The organism is Agromyces capsici, assembly GCF_058349965.1.
On record NZ_JBYRET010000002.1, the window covers coordinates 609,482 to 623,431 of the forward strand.

At 72.0% G+C, this 13,950-nt stretch carries 14 protein-coding genes; 12 read left to right on the top strand and 2 right to left on the bottom strand.

Translation table 11 applies throughout. The features are described from left to right. The first annotated feature begins 69 nt into the window (after positions 1–69). Together efp and nusB are read left to right on the top strand one after the other, a co-directional pair. Entirely contained in the window at positions 70–633 is a 564-nt protein-coding gene (gene efp, locus AC3RKB_RS16625; RefSeq protein WP_491437351.1) for an elongation factor P, read from the top strand. After that, entirely contained in the window at positions 633–1,046 is a 414-nt protein-coding gene (gene nusB / locus AC3RKB_RS16630) for a transcription antitermination factor NusB (RefSeq protein ID WP_491437352.1), read from the top strand. The genes efp and nusB overlap by 1 nt, the downstream gene beginning before the upstream one ends. Before the next feature lie 22 nt (positions 1,047–1,068). On the opposite strand, the gene AC3RKB_RS16635 is transcribed toward nusB, so the two are convergent. Then, positions 1,069–2,355, bottom strand: coding sequence for a nucleotide disphospho-sugar-binding domain-containing protein (locus tag AC3RKB_RS16635; RefSeq protein ID WP_491437353.1), 1,287 nt, complete (start codon positions 2,353–2,355; stop codon positions 1,069–1,071). A gap of 247 nt (positions 2,356–2,602) precedes the next feature. Here AC3RKB_RS16635 and AC3RKB_RS16640 point away from each other — a divergent pair, with 247 nt between their 5' ends. Then, positions 2,603–3,133: a DoxX family protein gene (locus AC3RKB_RS16640; protein ID WP_491437354.1), complete on the top strand. Its 531-nt coding sequence runs from the start codon at positions 2,603–2,605 to the stop codon at positions 3,131–3,133. A 73-nt stretch (positions 3,134–3,206) separates the two neighbouring features. Here AC3RKB_RS16640 and AC3RKB_RS16645 read toward each other — a convergent pair whose 3' ends face one another. Next, positions 3,207–3,854 carry a hypothetical protein gene (locus AC3RKB_RS16645; RefSeq protein WP_491437355.1) on the bottom strand — a complete coding sequence of 216 codons (648 nt, stop codon included), beginning with the start codon at positions 3,852–3,854 and terminating at the stop codon, positions 3,207–3,209. 131 nt (positions 3,855–3,985) lie between these two features. Here AC3RKB_RS16645 and pyrR point away from each other — a divergent pair, with 131 nt between their 5' ends. From pyrR to rpoZ, 9 genes are read left to right on the top strand one after another with little or no spacing between them, the layout of a single operon-like run. Continuing rightward, positions 3,986–4,525, top strand: a complete 540-nt coding sequence (gene pyrR / locus AC3RKB_RS16650) for a bifunctional pyr operon transcriptional regulator/uracil phosphoribosyltransferase PyrR (RefSeq protein WP_491437873.1) — start codon at positions 3,986–3,988, stop codon at positions 4,523–4,525. Beyond that, on the top strand, positions 4,522–5,475 hold the full coding sequence (locus tag AC3RKB_RS16655; RefSeq protein WP_491437356.1) for an aspartate carbamoyltransferase catalytic subunit: 954 nt from the start codon (positions 4,522–4,524) through the stop codon (positions 5,473–5,475). Before pyrR ends, AC3RKB_RS16655 begins: the two co-directional genes overlap by 4 nt. Beyond that, the gene (locus AC3RKB_RS16660) at positions 5,472–6,785 is read left to right on the top strand and encodes a dihydroorotase (protein WP_491437357.1); all 1,314 of its coding nucleotides are present in this window, start codon (positions 5,472–5,474) and stop codon (positions 6,783–6,785) included. The genes AC3RKB_RS16655 and AC3RKB_RS16660 overlap by 4 nt, the downstream gene beginning before the upstream one ends. After that, positions 6,778–7,344, top strand: a complete 567-nt coding sequence (locus tag AC3RKB_RS16665) for a PH-like domain-containing protein (protein WP_491437358.1) — start codon at positions 6,778–6,780, stop codon at positions 7,342–7,344. Before AC3RKB_RS16660 ends, AC3RKB_RS16665 begins: the two co-directional genes overlap by 8 nt. Further along, complete coding sequence (gene carA / locus AC3RKB_RS16670; RefSeq protein ID WP_491437359.1) at positions 7,337–8,548, top strand: glutamine-hydrolyzing carbamoyl-phosphate synthase small subunit; 1,212 nt, start codon at positions 7,337–7,339, stop codon at positions 8,546–8,548. Before AC3RKB_RS16665 ends, carA begins: the two co-directional genes overlap by 8 nt. Further along, a complete protein-coding gene (gene carB, locus AC3RKB_RS16675; protein ID WP_491437360.1) occupies positions 8,548–11,841 on the top strand; it encodes a carbamoyl-phosphate synthase large subunit in 3,294 nt (1,097 codons plus the stop codon). Before carA ends, carB begins: the two co-directional genes overlap by 1 nt. Then, the gene (pyrF, locus tag AC3RKB_RS16680) at positions 11,838–12,716 is read left to right on the top strand and encodes an orotidine-5'-phosphate decarboxylase (protein WP_491437361.1); all 879 of its coding nucleotides are present in this window, start codon (positions 11,838–11,840) and stop codon (positions 12,714–12,716) included. Before carB ends, pyrF begins: the two co-directional genes overlap by 4 nt. After that, entirely contained in the window at positions 12,709–13,695 is a 987-nt protein-coding gene (gene gmk, locus AC3RKB_RS16685) for a guanylate kinase (protein WP_491437362.1), read from the top strand. The genes pyrF and gmk overlap by 8 nt, the downstream gene beginning before the upstream one ends. Then, positions 13,688–13,945, top strand: coding sequence for a DNA-directed RNA polymerase subunit omega (gene rpoZ / locus AC3RKB_RS16690; RefSeq protein WP_092669843.1), 258 nt, complete (start codon positions 13,688–13,690; stop codon positions 13,943–13,945). Before gmk ends, rpoZ begins: the two co-directional genes overlap by 8 nt. Positions 13,946–13,950 lie beyond the last annotated feature (5 nt).

A 13,950-nucleotide genomic window follows, 5' to 3' on the forward strand; every position in this document is an offset into this window, starting at 1 on the left:
GACTCGGTCGGTCGCACCCTCGTCGTGCGCCCCTCGACTTCCCTCTCTCCACCACTGAACGGAACACCCATGGCAAGCACCGCGGACATCAAGAACGGCGTCGTCCTGAACATCGACGGCCAGCTCTGGAGCGTCATCGAGTTCCAGCACGTCAAGCCCGGCAAGGGCGGTGCATTCGTGCGAACCAAGCTGAAGAACGTCGTGAGCGGCAAGGTCGTCGACCGCACCTACAACGCCGGCGCCAAGATCGACATCGAGAACGTCGACCGCCGCGACTTCACCTACCTCTACAACGACGGCGACGGCTTCGTGTTCATGGACACGACCGACTACGACCAGATCACCGTCCCGGCGACGATCGTCGGCGACGCCGCGAACTTCATGCTCGAGAACCAGGCCGTCACCATCGCGCTGAACAACGGCAACCCGCTCTACATCGACCTGCCCGCCTCGGTCGTGCTCGAGATCACCTACACCGAGCCCGGCCTGCAGGGCGACCGCTCGACCGGCGGCACCAAGCCCGCGACCGTCGAGACGGGCTACGAGATCCAGGTGCCCCTGTTCCTCGAGGCCGGCACCAAGGTCAAGGTCGACACCCGCTCGGGCGAGTACCTCGGGCGCGTGAACGACTAGTGAGCGCCCGCACGAAGGCGCGCAAGCGCGCCCTCGACCTGCTCTACGCGGCCGACATGCGCCAGGTTCCGGTCGAGCAACTGCTCGTCGCCGAGGCGGAGCGCGCCGTGAACGAACCCGAGCGCCAGGCGTCCTGGCTCTACGCCCGCGAGATCGTCGACGGCGTCGTCGACCACCGCGAGGAGATCGACGAGCTCATCACCACGCACTCGCGCGGCTGGACCCTCGAGCGCATGCCCGCGGTCGACCGCGCGCTGCTGCGCATCGGGGTGTGGGAGATCGTCTACAACGACGAGGTGCCCGACCCGGTCGCCATCAGCGAGGCCGTCGAGGCGGCCACGGTGCTCTCCACCGACGACTCGGCCGGCTTCGTGAACGGCCTGCTCGCGGCGATCTCGCACGCGAAGGCCTGAGCCCGACCGACGACCGGCCGCGTCAGTCGACCCGGGCGAACCGGTCGAGCAGCGCCATCGTGTGGGCGACCACCTCGCGCGGCCCGTCGTGGCGTCGCAGCTCCCGACCGAGGCGCTCGGCGTTCTGGCGATAGCCCGGGTCGCTCGACAGCTTCCGCCACGCCGTGAGGATCGTGGCAGGCGTCGGTGTGCCCGTGCGCAGGTCGATGCCCGCACCGGCCCACGCGACACGGCCGGCGATCTCGGGCTTGTCGAGGTCGCCGCCGGCGACGATGAGCGGTACGCCGTGCGACAGCGCGGCGAGGACGCCGCCCCACCCGCCGTTCGTGATCATGGCGTCGAGGCGGGGGAGGAGCGCCGCGTAGTCGACGAGCCCGCTGACGTACGCGTTCGGTGGGCCCGGGAACGGCAGCTCCGGCGCGTCGGCGCGCCCGGTGGTCGCCACGATCGAGACCGGCTGCCGGCCGAGCGCGGCGAACGCGGGCCGGATGAGATCGGCGGGATCGACGTTCAGCGTCCCCTGCGTCACGTGCACGATCGGCCGGTCCGCGGGAAGGTCGCTCCACCACGGCGGCAGCGTCGCATCGTCGCGGCCGGTCGGCGCGAGCGCGCCGACGTACTCGATCGGCACGGGCCATCCGCGCCGCGGCCAGTCCAGGCCGGGGATCCCTGATGCGCAGACGAGGTGGGGCGACGAGAACGCGATCTCGAACGGGACCGTCGACGGCGGCAGTCCCGACACCGTGCGCTGCTCGTCGTACGCGTGCCGGAGGCTGCGGGTCGCCAGGCCGAGCATCAGGTGGAGGAGGCGATCCCGGACGCGACCGAGCGGTCCGCGGGCGGGCGGGAACCCGAAACCCGGCGGCGGAAGCTCCGGCGTCGGGATCGTCAGGGGCACGATGGCGACGGTCACCCACGGCGTGCCGGTGTGCTCGGACGCGAAGCGCGCGCCGAGGCTGAGGCCGTCGGCGACGATCACGTCCCACGGGCGGTCCCGATACGCGGCGACGAGGTCGTCGCCCTGCGCGGCGGCCGTGCGGATGAACACGTGCTCGATGTTCGCGATCGCCTGCATCGGCCCCTTGCGTCCGCGCAGCATCGGGAACGTCGGAGCGAGGTCGTGCTCGTCGAAGTCGGGCGCGCGCGACCAGGTCACGACCTCCGCGCCGAGGCCCTCGAAGCGGGCCGCGTGGGCGCGGCCCGTGTAGACGCGCACGTCGTGGCCCGCGTCGACGAACGCGGCCGCGACCGCCGCCAGCGGCGCGACGTGGCCCGCGAACGGCATCACCGCGATCATCACGTCGGCCATGCCCGATGGCACCACGGCGCCGCCGACCGGCGCGGCCCCCGAACAGGGGCGAAGGGCGCACGACCCTGAGGCGCGGTCAGGGCGAACCCCCGCGGAAACGGAGGGCGATCCCTCGCTTCGGTCCGGGATGCGCCCGGATCCGCGGCCAGGGGGCCGGGCGGTTCACTGGTGGACATCGCGCCGCACGGCGCCTCGGCCATCACGGTCACCACCACCGTCACGATCTCCGCTCTGGAAGGAGCACCGCATGTCCACCCTGTCCGCACCCACCCGACTGCAGCCGGTCGCGCACCGACCCGCCGCCACCGGCGTCCGCTCGCTCCTCGCCCGATTCGCCGCCGCCGAGGCTGCGCTCAAGGCCGTCCTCGAGCGCTGGAGCGTCCCGGGCCTTCGCGTCGCGCTCGGCGCCGTGTTCGTCGCCTTCGGCGTGCTGAAGTTCTTCCCGGGCGTCAGCCCGGTCGAGCCGCTCGTCGAGGCGACGTGGGGCGTCCTGACGTTCGGCCTCGTCGGCGGCCAGCTGGCCCTCGTGCTGACGGCGATCATCGAGACGGTCGCCGGAGCGCTCCTGATCTCGGGCCGATTCGCCCGGCTCGGGCTCGTCGTCCTCGCGGTCGCGTTCGTCGGCATCTTCTCCCCGGTCGTGTTCTTCACCGACGAGCTCGTCACCGCCGCCGGCCCGACGCTGCTCGGCCAGTACGTGGCGAAGAACGTCGTGCTCGTGGCCGCCGCCCTCGTGGTCGCGTCGCGCGTGCTGCGCGGGTCGGCGCGCACTCGATGAGCCGGCGGGGTCCGGACCACGCGGACGGGGCGGGATGCGCGGCATCCCGCCCCGTCCGCGTCGGCGCGACGGTTCAGACGCCCTGAGCGGCGACCGGTTCCTCGACGGACGCCCGATCCGTGCGGACTCCCCACGCCGCGAGGGCCGCAGCCTCGAGTCCGAGCCCGACGAGCGACCCGTGCGGCCAGTACGTGAGCAGCAGGGTCGACACCACGATGATCGGGAGCGTGGCGCCGACGAGCGCCCGTTCCCACACCCGGATGGCGGCGCCCCGGGGCGCGACGATCGCGACGACGATCGCCCACATGCCGACGGCCAGCAGCACGAACGCCTCCGCGCCCCAGAGGAACCGCAGCGGCGCGCCGTCGGCGTGGTTGAGGTAGCTCAGCAGGGTGATGGGCGCACCCGCGAGCACGAGCCATCCGAGCACGCGGCCAGACCAGCCGAGGGCGGCGAACGCCGGGCCCGTGGCGAGCCAGATGAGCGCGAACGACACGGATGCCGCGGCGCCGAACACGAGGTAGAAGTCGGGTTGCCCGAGCGCCACGAGCCATCCCCGCACCGCGTCGTACGGCGGCAGCTCGTCGAGCACGAGCAGCCACCGCGGCATCGCGTAGGCGCCGGACCACGCGTGCTGCTGGGGCGGCAGCAGCACGAACGCCCACACGGCGGCGAGCATGGCGAGGGTCACCGCGACGACGCGGCCAGGATGCGATCGCATGCCCGCAACGTAGCGGATGAGCGGCTCGTGTCGCGGGAGCCGCGACATCCGACCGACCCGTCGCGGCGCTGGTAGGATGGATCGACCGACAACCTTGAAGCCCGTCCCGTGAGGCGGAGAAGGGAGTCCGCATCGCTGTGCGCACCGTGTTGCAGCAGGCTGACCTCGAGCGGGCGCTGACCCGCATCGCCCATGAGATCCTCGAAGCCAATCGGGGCCCCGACGATCTCGTCCTCCTCGGCATCCCCACGCGCGGCGTGGTGCTGGCCGAACGACTCGCCCGCATCGTCTCGCGCATCGCCGGCGTCGACGTGCCCGCCGGCGCGCTCGACGTGACGATGTACCGCGACGACCTGGGCCGCAATCCCGTGCGCGCCCCGCACCCGACCGAGGTGCCGGGCGACGGCATCGACGGCCGGGTCGTGGTGCTCGTCGACGACGTGCTCTACTCGGGCCGCACCATCCGCGCCGCCTTCGACGCGCTGGCCGACCTCGGCCGGGCCCGCGCGGTACGGCTCGCCGTGCTCGTCGACCGCGGCCACCGCGAGTTCCCGATCCGCGCCGACTACGTGGGTAAGAACCTGCCGAGCTCGGCCCGCGAGCGCATCAACGTGCACCTCGCCGAGATCGACGGCGACGACGCGGTCACGATCGACGGGGGCGACGCATGAGGCACCTGCTCAGCACGCGCGACCTCGCGCGCGAGGAGGCCATCGGCCTGCTCGACGTCGCGGAGGACATGGCCGCCGTCCAGGAGCGCGAGGTCAAGAAGCTGCCGACGCTGCGCGGCCGCACGGTCGTGAACCTCTTCTTCGAGGACTCCACGCGCACGCGCATCTCGTTCGAGGCCGCCGCGAAGCGGCTCTCGGCCGATGTCATCAACTTCAGCGCCAAGGGCTCGAGCGTCTCCAAGGGCGAGAGCCTGAAGGACACCGCGCAGACCCTCCAGGCGATGGGCGCCGACGGCGTCGTCATCCGGCACCCCTCGTCGGGAGCGCCGTTCACGCTCGCGACGAGCGGATGGATCGACGCGGGCGTGGTCAACGCCGGCGACGGCACGCACGAGCACCCGACGCAGGCGCTGCTCGACGCGTTCACGATGCGCCGCCGACTGCACGGGGCGGCCTCGCGGGGCCGCGACCTCGACGGCGTGCGCGTGGTGATCGTCGGCGACATCCTGCACTCGCGCGTCGCCCGCTCGAACGTGTGGCTGCTCGAGACGCTCGGCGCCGAGGTCACGCTCGTCGCGCCGCCGACGCTCGTGCCCGTCGACGTGAGCGGCTGGCCGGCGCGCATCGGGTACGACCTCGACCGCGCGCTCGCGAGCGACCCCGATGTCGTGATGATGCTCCGCATCCAGGCGGAGCGCATGCAGGGCGCGTTCTTCCCGAACAGCCGCGAATACGCGCGCACCTGGGGGCTGGACGACCACCGGTTCGCCCAGCTTCCCGAGACTACGATGGTCATGCATCCGGGCCCCATGAACCGCGGGCTCGAGATCGCCGCCCGCGCCGCCGACTCCACGCAGTCCACGGTGCGCGAGCAGGTTGCGAACGGAGTATCAGTGAGAATGGCCGCCCTCTATCTGCTGCTGTCCGGCGAGCGGGGTGAGGTCCGATGAGCGAGTCGTTCCTCATCCGCGGGGCCGCGCTGCCCACGGGCGAGCGCGCCGACGTGCTGCTGCAGGGCGGGCGCATCGCCGAGGTCGGGTCGGTGGCGGATGTCGCGGGCGCGACGGTGATCGACGCCGACGGGCTCGTCGCCCTCCCCGGGCTGGTCGACCTGCACACGCACCTGCGCGAACCAGGCTACGAGCAGAGCGAGACCGTGCTCACCGGAACGCAGGCGGCCGCGGCCGGCGGCTTCACCGCGGTCTTCGCGATGGCGAACACGTTCCCCGTCGCCGACACCGCCGGCGTCGTCGAGCAGGAGCTCTCGCTCGGCGAGGCCGCGGGCTACGCGACCGTGCAGCCGATCGGCGCCGTGACCGTCGGGCTCAAGGGCGAGCAGCTCGCCGAGCTCGGCGCGATGGCCGCGTCGCGAGCCCGCGTGCGGGTCTTCAGCGACGACGGCTTCTGCGTCTTCGACCCGCTGCTCATGCGCCGCGCGCTCGAGTACGTCAAGGCCTTCGACGGCGTGATCGCCCAGCACGCACAGGAGCCACGACTCACCCAGGGCGCGCAGATGAACGAGGGCGCGCTCTCGGGCGAGCTCGGGCTCGCCGGGTGGCCGGCGGTCGCCGAGGAGTCGATCATCGCGCGCGACGTGCTCCTGGCCGAGCACGTCGGCTCGCGCCTGCACGTGTGCCATGTCTCGACGGCGGGCTCGGTCGAGGTCATCCGCTGGGCGAAGGCCCGCGGCATCGACGTGACCGCCGAGGTCACCCCGCACCACCTGCTGCTCACCGAGCAGCTCGTCGCGGGCTACGACCCCCGCTACAAGGTCAACCCGCCGCTGCGCCGGCAGGAGGACGTCGAGGCGCTGCGCGCGGCCCTCGCCGACGGCACGATCGACATCGTCGCGACCGACCACGCACCCCACCCCGTCGAGGCGAAGGAGTGCGAGTGGGATGCCGCAGCGAACGGCATGGTCGGCCTCGAGTCGGCGCTCTCGGTCGTGCAGCAGACGATGGTCGACACCGGCCTGATGGGCTGGGCCGATGTCGCGCGCGTGCTCTCCGCGACGCCCGCGCGCATCGGCCGGCTGGCCGGGCACGGCGAGCCGGTCGCGGCGGGTTCCGCCGCCGAGCTGACGCTCGTCGACCCGGCGGCGTCGGCGGAGTTCGGCATCGGCCGGCTCGCGGGCCGCAGCGTCAACTCGCCGTACCTCGGCCGCACACTCCCGGGCCGGGTCGTCGCGACGTTCCACCGCGGCGTGCCGACGGTGCTCGACGGCGCGGTCCGTCCGGCCGAGGAGGTCGCGCGTGGATAGCGGCTGGATCGTCGGCACGGTCATCGCGGTCGTGCTCGTCGGCGTCGCGGGCTGGCTCATGGCGCGGTCGTGGCAGCACCGCGCCGTGCGCGACGAGTCGCTCACGGCGTACGAGACGCCCGCGGGGCTCGGCGCGCCGATCCTCGAGATCGAGGCGCTCTACGTGGCGACCACCCCCGAGGCCGAGCCGCTCGAGCGCCTCGCGGTCGAGGGGCTGGCCTTCCGGGGCTCGGCACGCCTCGAGCTGCACGCCGAGGGCGTGCTGCTGCGCATCGCGGGCGAGCAGCCCAGTTTCATCCCCGCCGGCCGCATCGCGGGCGCGGGGACCGCGACCTACGCGATCGATCGCGGGGTCGAGCCCGAGGGCCTGGTCGCCCTCACCTGGATCGTCGACGACCGGTCGGAGCCCGAGACGCCGACCCGGGTCGACAGCTACCTCCGGTGCCGGTACCCGGGCGACTCCGCCCGGCTCGTCACCGCACTGAACGACATCGCCGCAGCGCCCGTCGCGCTGCGGCCGGACGCAGAGAACGCAGAGAGCGAGGCCTCGGATGACTGAGACCCCGATTCCCCTTCCCGCCGACGCCGAGGCGGCCCCCGTCGCGGTCGACCTCGACCGCGCGGTGCTCGTGCTCGAGGACGGCACCCGTTACGAGGGCCGCGCCTACGGCGCGCGCGGACGCACCGTCGGCGAGGCGGTCTTCGCCACCGGCATGACCGGCTACCAGGAGACGCTCACCGACCCGTCGTACGCGGGCCAGATCGTGCTCATGACCGCGCCGCACATCGGCAACACCGGCATGAACGACGACGACATGGAGTCGTCGAAGATCTGGGTCGCCGGCTTCGTCGTGCGCGACCCCTCCCGCGTGGTGTCCAACTTCCGCTCGCAGCGGAGCCTCGACGACGACCTCGCCGAGGCCGGCATCGTCGGCATCAGCCGCATCGACACGCGCGCGGTCACGCGCCACATCCGCTCGCTCGGCGCCATGCGCGCGGGCGTGTTCTCGGGCGAGGAGGCGTACCTCTCGCCGGGTGAGCAGCTCGAGCTCGTGCAGGGCGGTGAGCAGATGACCGGTCGCAACCTCTCGGGCCAGGTCTCGACGGACGAGCTGTACTCGCTCGACGCGGTCGGCGAGCGCGTCGGCTCTGTCGCCGTGCTCGACCTCGGCGTCAAGACCTCCACGCTGAAGTACCTCGCCGAGCGCGGGTTCGACGTGCACGTGCTGCCGCAGACCGTGACCGCCGACGACGTGCTTGCGCTGGAACCCGACGCGCTGTTCTTCTCGAACGGCCCCGGCGACCCCGGGGCATCCGACCGGCACGTCGACCTGCTGCGCACCGCGCTCCGCGCGGGCCTGCCGTACTTCGGCATCTGCTTCGGCAACCAGCTGCTCGGCCGCGCGCTCGGCTTCGAGACCTATAAGCTGCCGTTCGGCCACCGCGGCATCAACCAGCCCGTGCTCGACCGGGAGACCGGCCGCGTCGAGATCACCGCGCACAACCACGGGTTCGCCGTGGCCGCGCCGACCGACCGGGTCAGCGACTCGGCGCAGGGCTTCGGCCGCGTCGAGGTCAGTCACGTCGGCCTCAACGACAACGTCGTCGAGGGACTGAACTGCCTCGACATCCCCGCGTTCTCGGTGCAATACCACCCCGAGTCGGCCGCCGGACCGCACGACGCGAACTACCTCTTCGACCGCTTCCGCGACATGGTCATCGCGAGCAGGACCACCGACGACAGCCAGGAGGCCGGCGAGTAATGCCCAAGCGCGACGACATCAATTCCGTCCTCGTCATCGGGTCGGGCCCGATCGTCATCGGCCAGGCGGCCGAGTTCGACTACTCGGGCACCCAGGCCTGCCGCGTCCTGCGCGCGGAGGGGGTGCGCGTCATCCTCGTCAACCCGAACCCGGCGACGATCATGACCGACCCCGACTTCGCCGACGCCACTTACGTCGAGCCCATCACGCCCGAGGTGATCGAGTCGATCATCGTCAAGGAGAAGCCCGATGCCGTGCTGCCGACGCTCGGCGGACAGACCGCGCTGAACGCCGCGATCGCCCTGCACGACGCCGGGATCCTCGACAAGCACGGCGTCGAGCTCATCGGCGCGAAGGTCGACGCGATCCGCAAGGGCGAGGACCGCCAGCTCTTCAAGGACCTCGTGATCGAGGCCGGCGCCGACGTGGCTCGCTCGCACGTCGCGACGACCCTCGAGCAGGCCAAGGAGTTCGCGAAGGACCTCGGCTACCCGCTCGTCGTCCGTCCGTCGTTCACGATGGGCGGCCTCGGCTCGGGCTTCGCGTACACCGAGGAGGACCTCGTCCGCATCGTGACGCAGGGCCTGCACGACTCGCCGACCACCGAGGTGCTCCTCGAGGAGTCCATCCTCGGCTGGAAGGAGTACGAGCTCGAGCTCATGCGCGACACGCACGACAACACGGTCGTCGTGTGCTCGATCGAGAACGTCGACCCCGTCGGCGTGCACACCGGCGACTCGATCACGGTCGCGCCCGCGCTGACCCTGACCGACCGCGAGTACCAGAAGCTGCGCGACATCGGCATCGATATCATCCGCGCGGTGGGCGTCGACACCGGCGGCTGCAACATCCAGTTCGCCGTCGACCCGGTCGACGGGCGCATCATCGTCATCGAGATGAACCCGCGCGTGTCGCGTTCGTCGGCGCTCGCGTCGAAGGCGACCGGATTCCCCATCGCGAAGATCGCGGCGAAGCTCGCCATCGGATACCGCCTCGACGAGATCCCGAACGACATCACGAAGGTGACGCCCGCGAGCTTCGAGCCGACCCTCGACTACGTCGTGGTCAAGGTGCCGCGGTTCGCGTTCGAGAAGTTCCCCGCCGCCGACCCGACGCTCACCACGACCATGAAGTCGGTCGGCGAGGCCATGGCGATCGGCCGCAACTTCACGACCGCGCTCCAGAAGGCGCTGCGCTCGCTCGAGAAGCGCGGATCGAGCTTCCACTGGGAAGACGAGTCGCGCACGGTCGAGGAGCTGCTCGAGGCGGCCACCGTGCCGACCGACGGCCGCATCGTGCTCGTGCAGCAGGCGCTGCGCAAGGGCGCGACGATCGAGCAGGCCTTCGAGGCCACGAAGATCGATCCCTGGTTCCTCGACCAGATCGTCCTGATCAACGAGGTCGCCGAGCAGGTCGCGGCCGCTGGGGCGCTCGACACCGACACGATGCTCCTCGCGAAGGAGCACGGGTTCTCCGACGTCCAGATCGGCCAGCTGCGCGGCTTCGGCGAGGCCGACGTGCGCGAGGTGCGCCACATCCTCGGCATCCGGCCCGTGTTCAAGACCGTCGACACGTGCGCGGGCGAGTTCCCCGCGCTCACGCCGTACCACTACTCCAGCTACGACCTCGAGACCGAGGTCGCGCCGAGCGAGCGCCGCAAGGTCGTCATCCTCGGCTCGGGCCCGAACCGCATCGGCCAGGGCGTCGAGTTCGACTACTCGTGCGTGCACGCGTCGTTCGCGCTGTCCGACGCCGGGTTCGAGACGATCATGATCAACTGCAACCCCGAGACGGTCTCGACGGACTACGACACCAGCGACCGGCTCTACTTCGAGCCGCTCACGCTCGAGGACGTGCTCGAGGTGATCCACGCCGAGTCGCAGTCCGGCGAGCTCGTCGGCGTCGTCGTGCAGCTCGGCGGCCAGACCGCGCTCGGCCTCGCGAAGGGCCTCGAGGCGGCCGGCGTGCCGATCCTCGGCACCAGCCCCGAGGCGATCGACTCCGCCGAGGAGCGCGGCCAGTTCGCGGCGATCCTCGACCGGGCGGGCCTGCTCGCCCCGCGCAACGGCACCGCGATCGACGTGGCCGGCGCCGTGCAGGTCGCCGAGCAGATCGGCTACCCGGTGCTGGTCCGCCCGAGCTACGTGCTCGGCGGGCGCGGCATGGAGATCGTGTACGACACGGCCTCGCTCGCCGACTACTTCGCGCGGATCGAGGGGCACGGGATCGTCGGCCCGACGCACCCGCTGCTGGTCGACCGCTTCCTCGACGACGCGATCGAGATCGACGTCGACGCGCTCTACGACGGCACCGAGCTGTACGTGGGCGGCGTCATGGAGCACATCGAGGAGGCCGGCATCCACTCCGGCGACTCGAGCTGCACCCTGCCGCCCGTGACGCTCGGCCGCGCCGAGATCGACCGCGTGCGCGAGGCGACGCGCCTGATCGCCGAGGGCATCGGCGTGAAGGGCCTGCTCAACGTGCAGTTCGCGATTGGCGCCGGCGTGCTCTACGTGCTCGAGGCGAACCCGCGCGCGAGCCGCACGGTGCCGTTCGTCTCGAAGGCGCTCGGCATCCCGCTGGCCAAGGCCGCGTCGCGCATCATGGTCGGCGCCACCGTCCGGGAGCTCGTCGCCGAGGGCATGCTCCCCGAGGTCGACGGCTCGCGCGTGCCGCTCGACGCCCCCGTCGCCGTGAAGGAGGCCGTGCTGCCCTTCCACCGGTTCCGCACCCGTGAGGGCATCATGGTCGACTCCGTGCTTGGCCCCGAGATGCGCTCGACCGGCGAGGTCATGGGCATCGACAAGGACTTCCCGACCGCGTTCGCGAAGAGCCAGCTCGCCGCCTACGGCGGGATGCCGCTCTCGGGCCGCGTCTTCGTCTCGGTCTCCGACCGCGACAAGCGCGCCATCATCCTCCCGATCCTGCGCCTGCAGCAGCTCGGCTACGAGCTCGTCGCCACCGACGGCACTGCCGAGGTGCTGCGCCGCAACGGCATCCGGGCGGGCACGGTGCTGAAGTTCAGTGAGAAGCACGACGAGGCCGACCCGTCGGTCGTCGAGCTCATCCACCGCGGCGAGATCGACGTGGTCGTCAACACGCCCAGCGGTCGGTCGGCGCGTGCCGACGGCTACGAGATACGGGCCGCCGCCGTCGCAGCCGACATCCCCCTGTTCACCACGATCGCCGAGCTCTCGGCGGCCGTCGCCTCGCTCGACGCCGTCAAGGGCGGGTTCGAGGTGACCAGCCTGCAGGAGTACTCAGCGCGTCGCGCGGCCGAGGTGGTCGCGTGAACGGGACCGCCTCGTTCGGCGAGCGCCTGCTCGGCGCCTTCACGGCGTGGGGCCGGCTGTGCGTCGGCATCGACCCGCACGCGTCGCTGCTCGATCGCTGGGGGCTCGACGACTCGGCCGCGGGCGCGCGCGAGTTCGGGCTGCGCGTCGTCGGCGCCGCGTCCGGTCGTGCCGGCATCGTGAAGCCGCAGGTCGCGTTCTACGAGCGCCACGGCTCGGCGGGTTACGCGGCGCTCGAGCGCGTGCTCGCGGAGGCCCGCGACGCCGGCCTGCTCGTGATCGCCGACGTCAAGCGCGGCGACATCGGCACGAGCGTCGACGCGTACGGCGAGGCGTGGCTGCGACCCGGCTCGAGTCTCGAGTCCGATGCGATGACGATCAGCGCCTACCAGGGGCTGGGGTCGATCGAGTCGGTCATGCGCCGAGCGGATGCCGCGGGCAAGGGCCTCTTCGTCCTGGCCGCGACCTCCAACCCCGAGGCCGCCGCCATCCAGCGGGCGGTGCTGCAGCAGTCCAGTCGCGAGGGCGACACGGTCGCCGGCGCGATCTGCGGCGGCGTCGCGGCGTGGAACGCCGCGCGCGAGGATGCCGCGGACCGGCCGTTCGGCCCGATCGGCGTGGTCCTCGGCGCGACCGTCGACCTCGCGGCATCCGGCATCGACACCTCGGCCGACCCCGTCTCGCCCACGCTGCCCGTGCTCGCGCCGGGCTTCGGCCACCAGGGCGCCGACGTGCGCGACCTCGACGCCATCTACGGCTCGCTCGCGACCGGCGTCATCGTGAGTGAATCGCGGTCGCTGCTCGGCGAGGGCCCCGACGGACTCGTCGAGGCGATCGTGCGCCGGGCCGACGAGATCGGAGCCGCCCGTGTCTGAGCGCACCGCGACCTCCGCACCGCCCGAGGTCGACCGCGTCGCCGCCTCGCGCGCCGCCGTCGCCGCGCGCCGTGCCCGTGCGGCCGTGAAGCACGACGTCGCCGACGGTGCGCGCAGCCCGCTCGACGTGCTGCGCGCCGCCTACGAGGAGCCCGAGGGCGTCGAGGGACGACTGCGGGTCACCGAGTTCCTCACCTCGATCCCCGCGATCGGCCAGACCAAGTGCGCGCGGATCATGGAGGACCTCCAGATCGCGGCCTCCAAGCGCCTCGGCGGGCTGGGCCGCCTGCAGCGCCGCCGCCTGCGCGAGTTCACCGCCGACTGGGTCGCCGACCACGGCGGCACCGGCGACCGCCTCGTCGTGCTCGCCGGCCCGACCGCGGTCGGCAAGGGCACCGTGGCCGGCTACATCCGCGAGCACCACCCCGACGTCAAGCTCTCCGTCTCGGCGACCACGCGCGCGGCGCGGCCCGGCGAGGTCGAGGGCGAGCACTACTTCTTCGTCTCCGACGACGAGTTCGACCGGATGATCGAGTCCGGCGAGCTGCTCGAATGGGCGACCGTGCACAACGCGTACCGCTACGGCACGCCGCGTCGCGCCGTCGAGCAGGCGATCGCCGCCGGGAACAGCGTGCTGCTCGAGATCGACATTCAGGGCGCGCGCTCGGTGCGCCGCGCGATGCCCGAGGCGACGCTGGTGTTCCTGTTGCCGCCGACGTGGGACGAGCTCGTCCGCCGACTGGTCGGCCGGGGCACCGAGAGCCCGTCCGAGCAGCAGCGCCGGCTCGAGACCGCCAAGGTCGAACTGGCCGCCGTCGAGGAGTTCGACCACCAGGTCGTCAACCACGAGGTCCGCGAGGCCGCGCAAAAGGTCGTAGACTTGATGCGGCCTCGCCGGGGTCGGCGTCAGCCTGCCTCGCGCCAAGATCTTCCGCGCACCGACGGTGCGCCCCACTCGAAGGAGTCCCTCCATGGCTGAGAAGCTGTCCGGCATCATCGACCCGCCCATCGACGACCTGCTGTCGAAGGTCGACTCGAAGTACCAGCTGGTCATCTTCGCCTCGAAGCGGGCGCGCCAGATCAACGACTACTACGCCGACCTCCACGAGGGCAGCCTGTTCGACAACGTGGGCCCGCTCGTCGACTCGTCGATCGACGACAAGCCGCTCTCGGTCGCCCTCCACGAGGTCAACGAGGACAAGCTGCGCCTCCGCCCGATCGGCGAGTAGCCGGC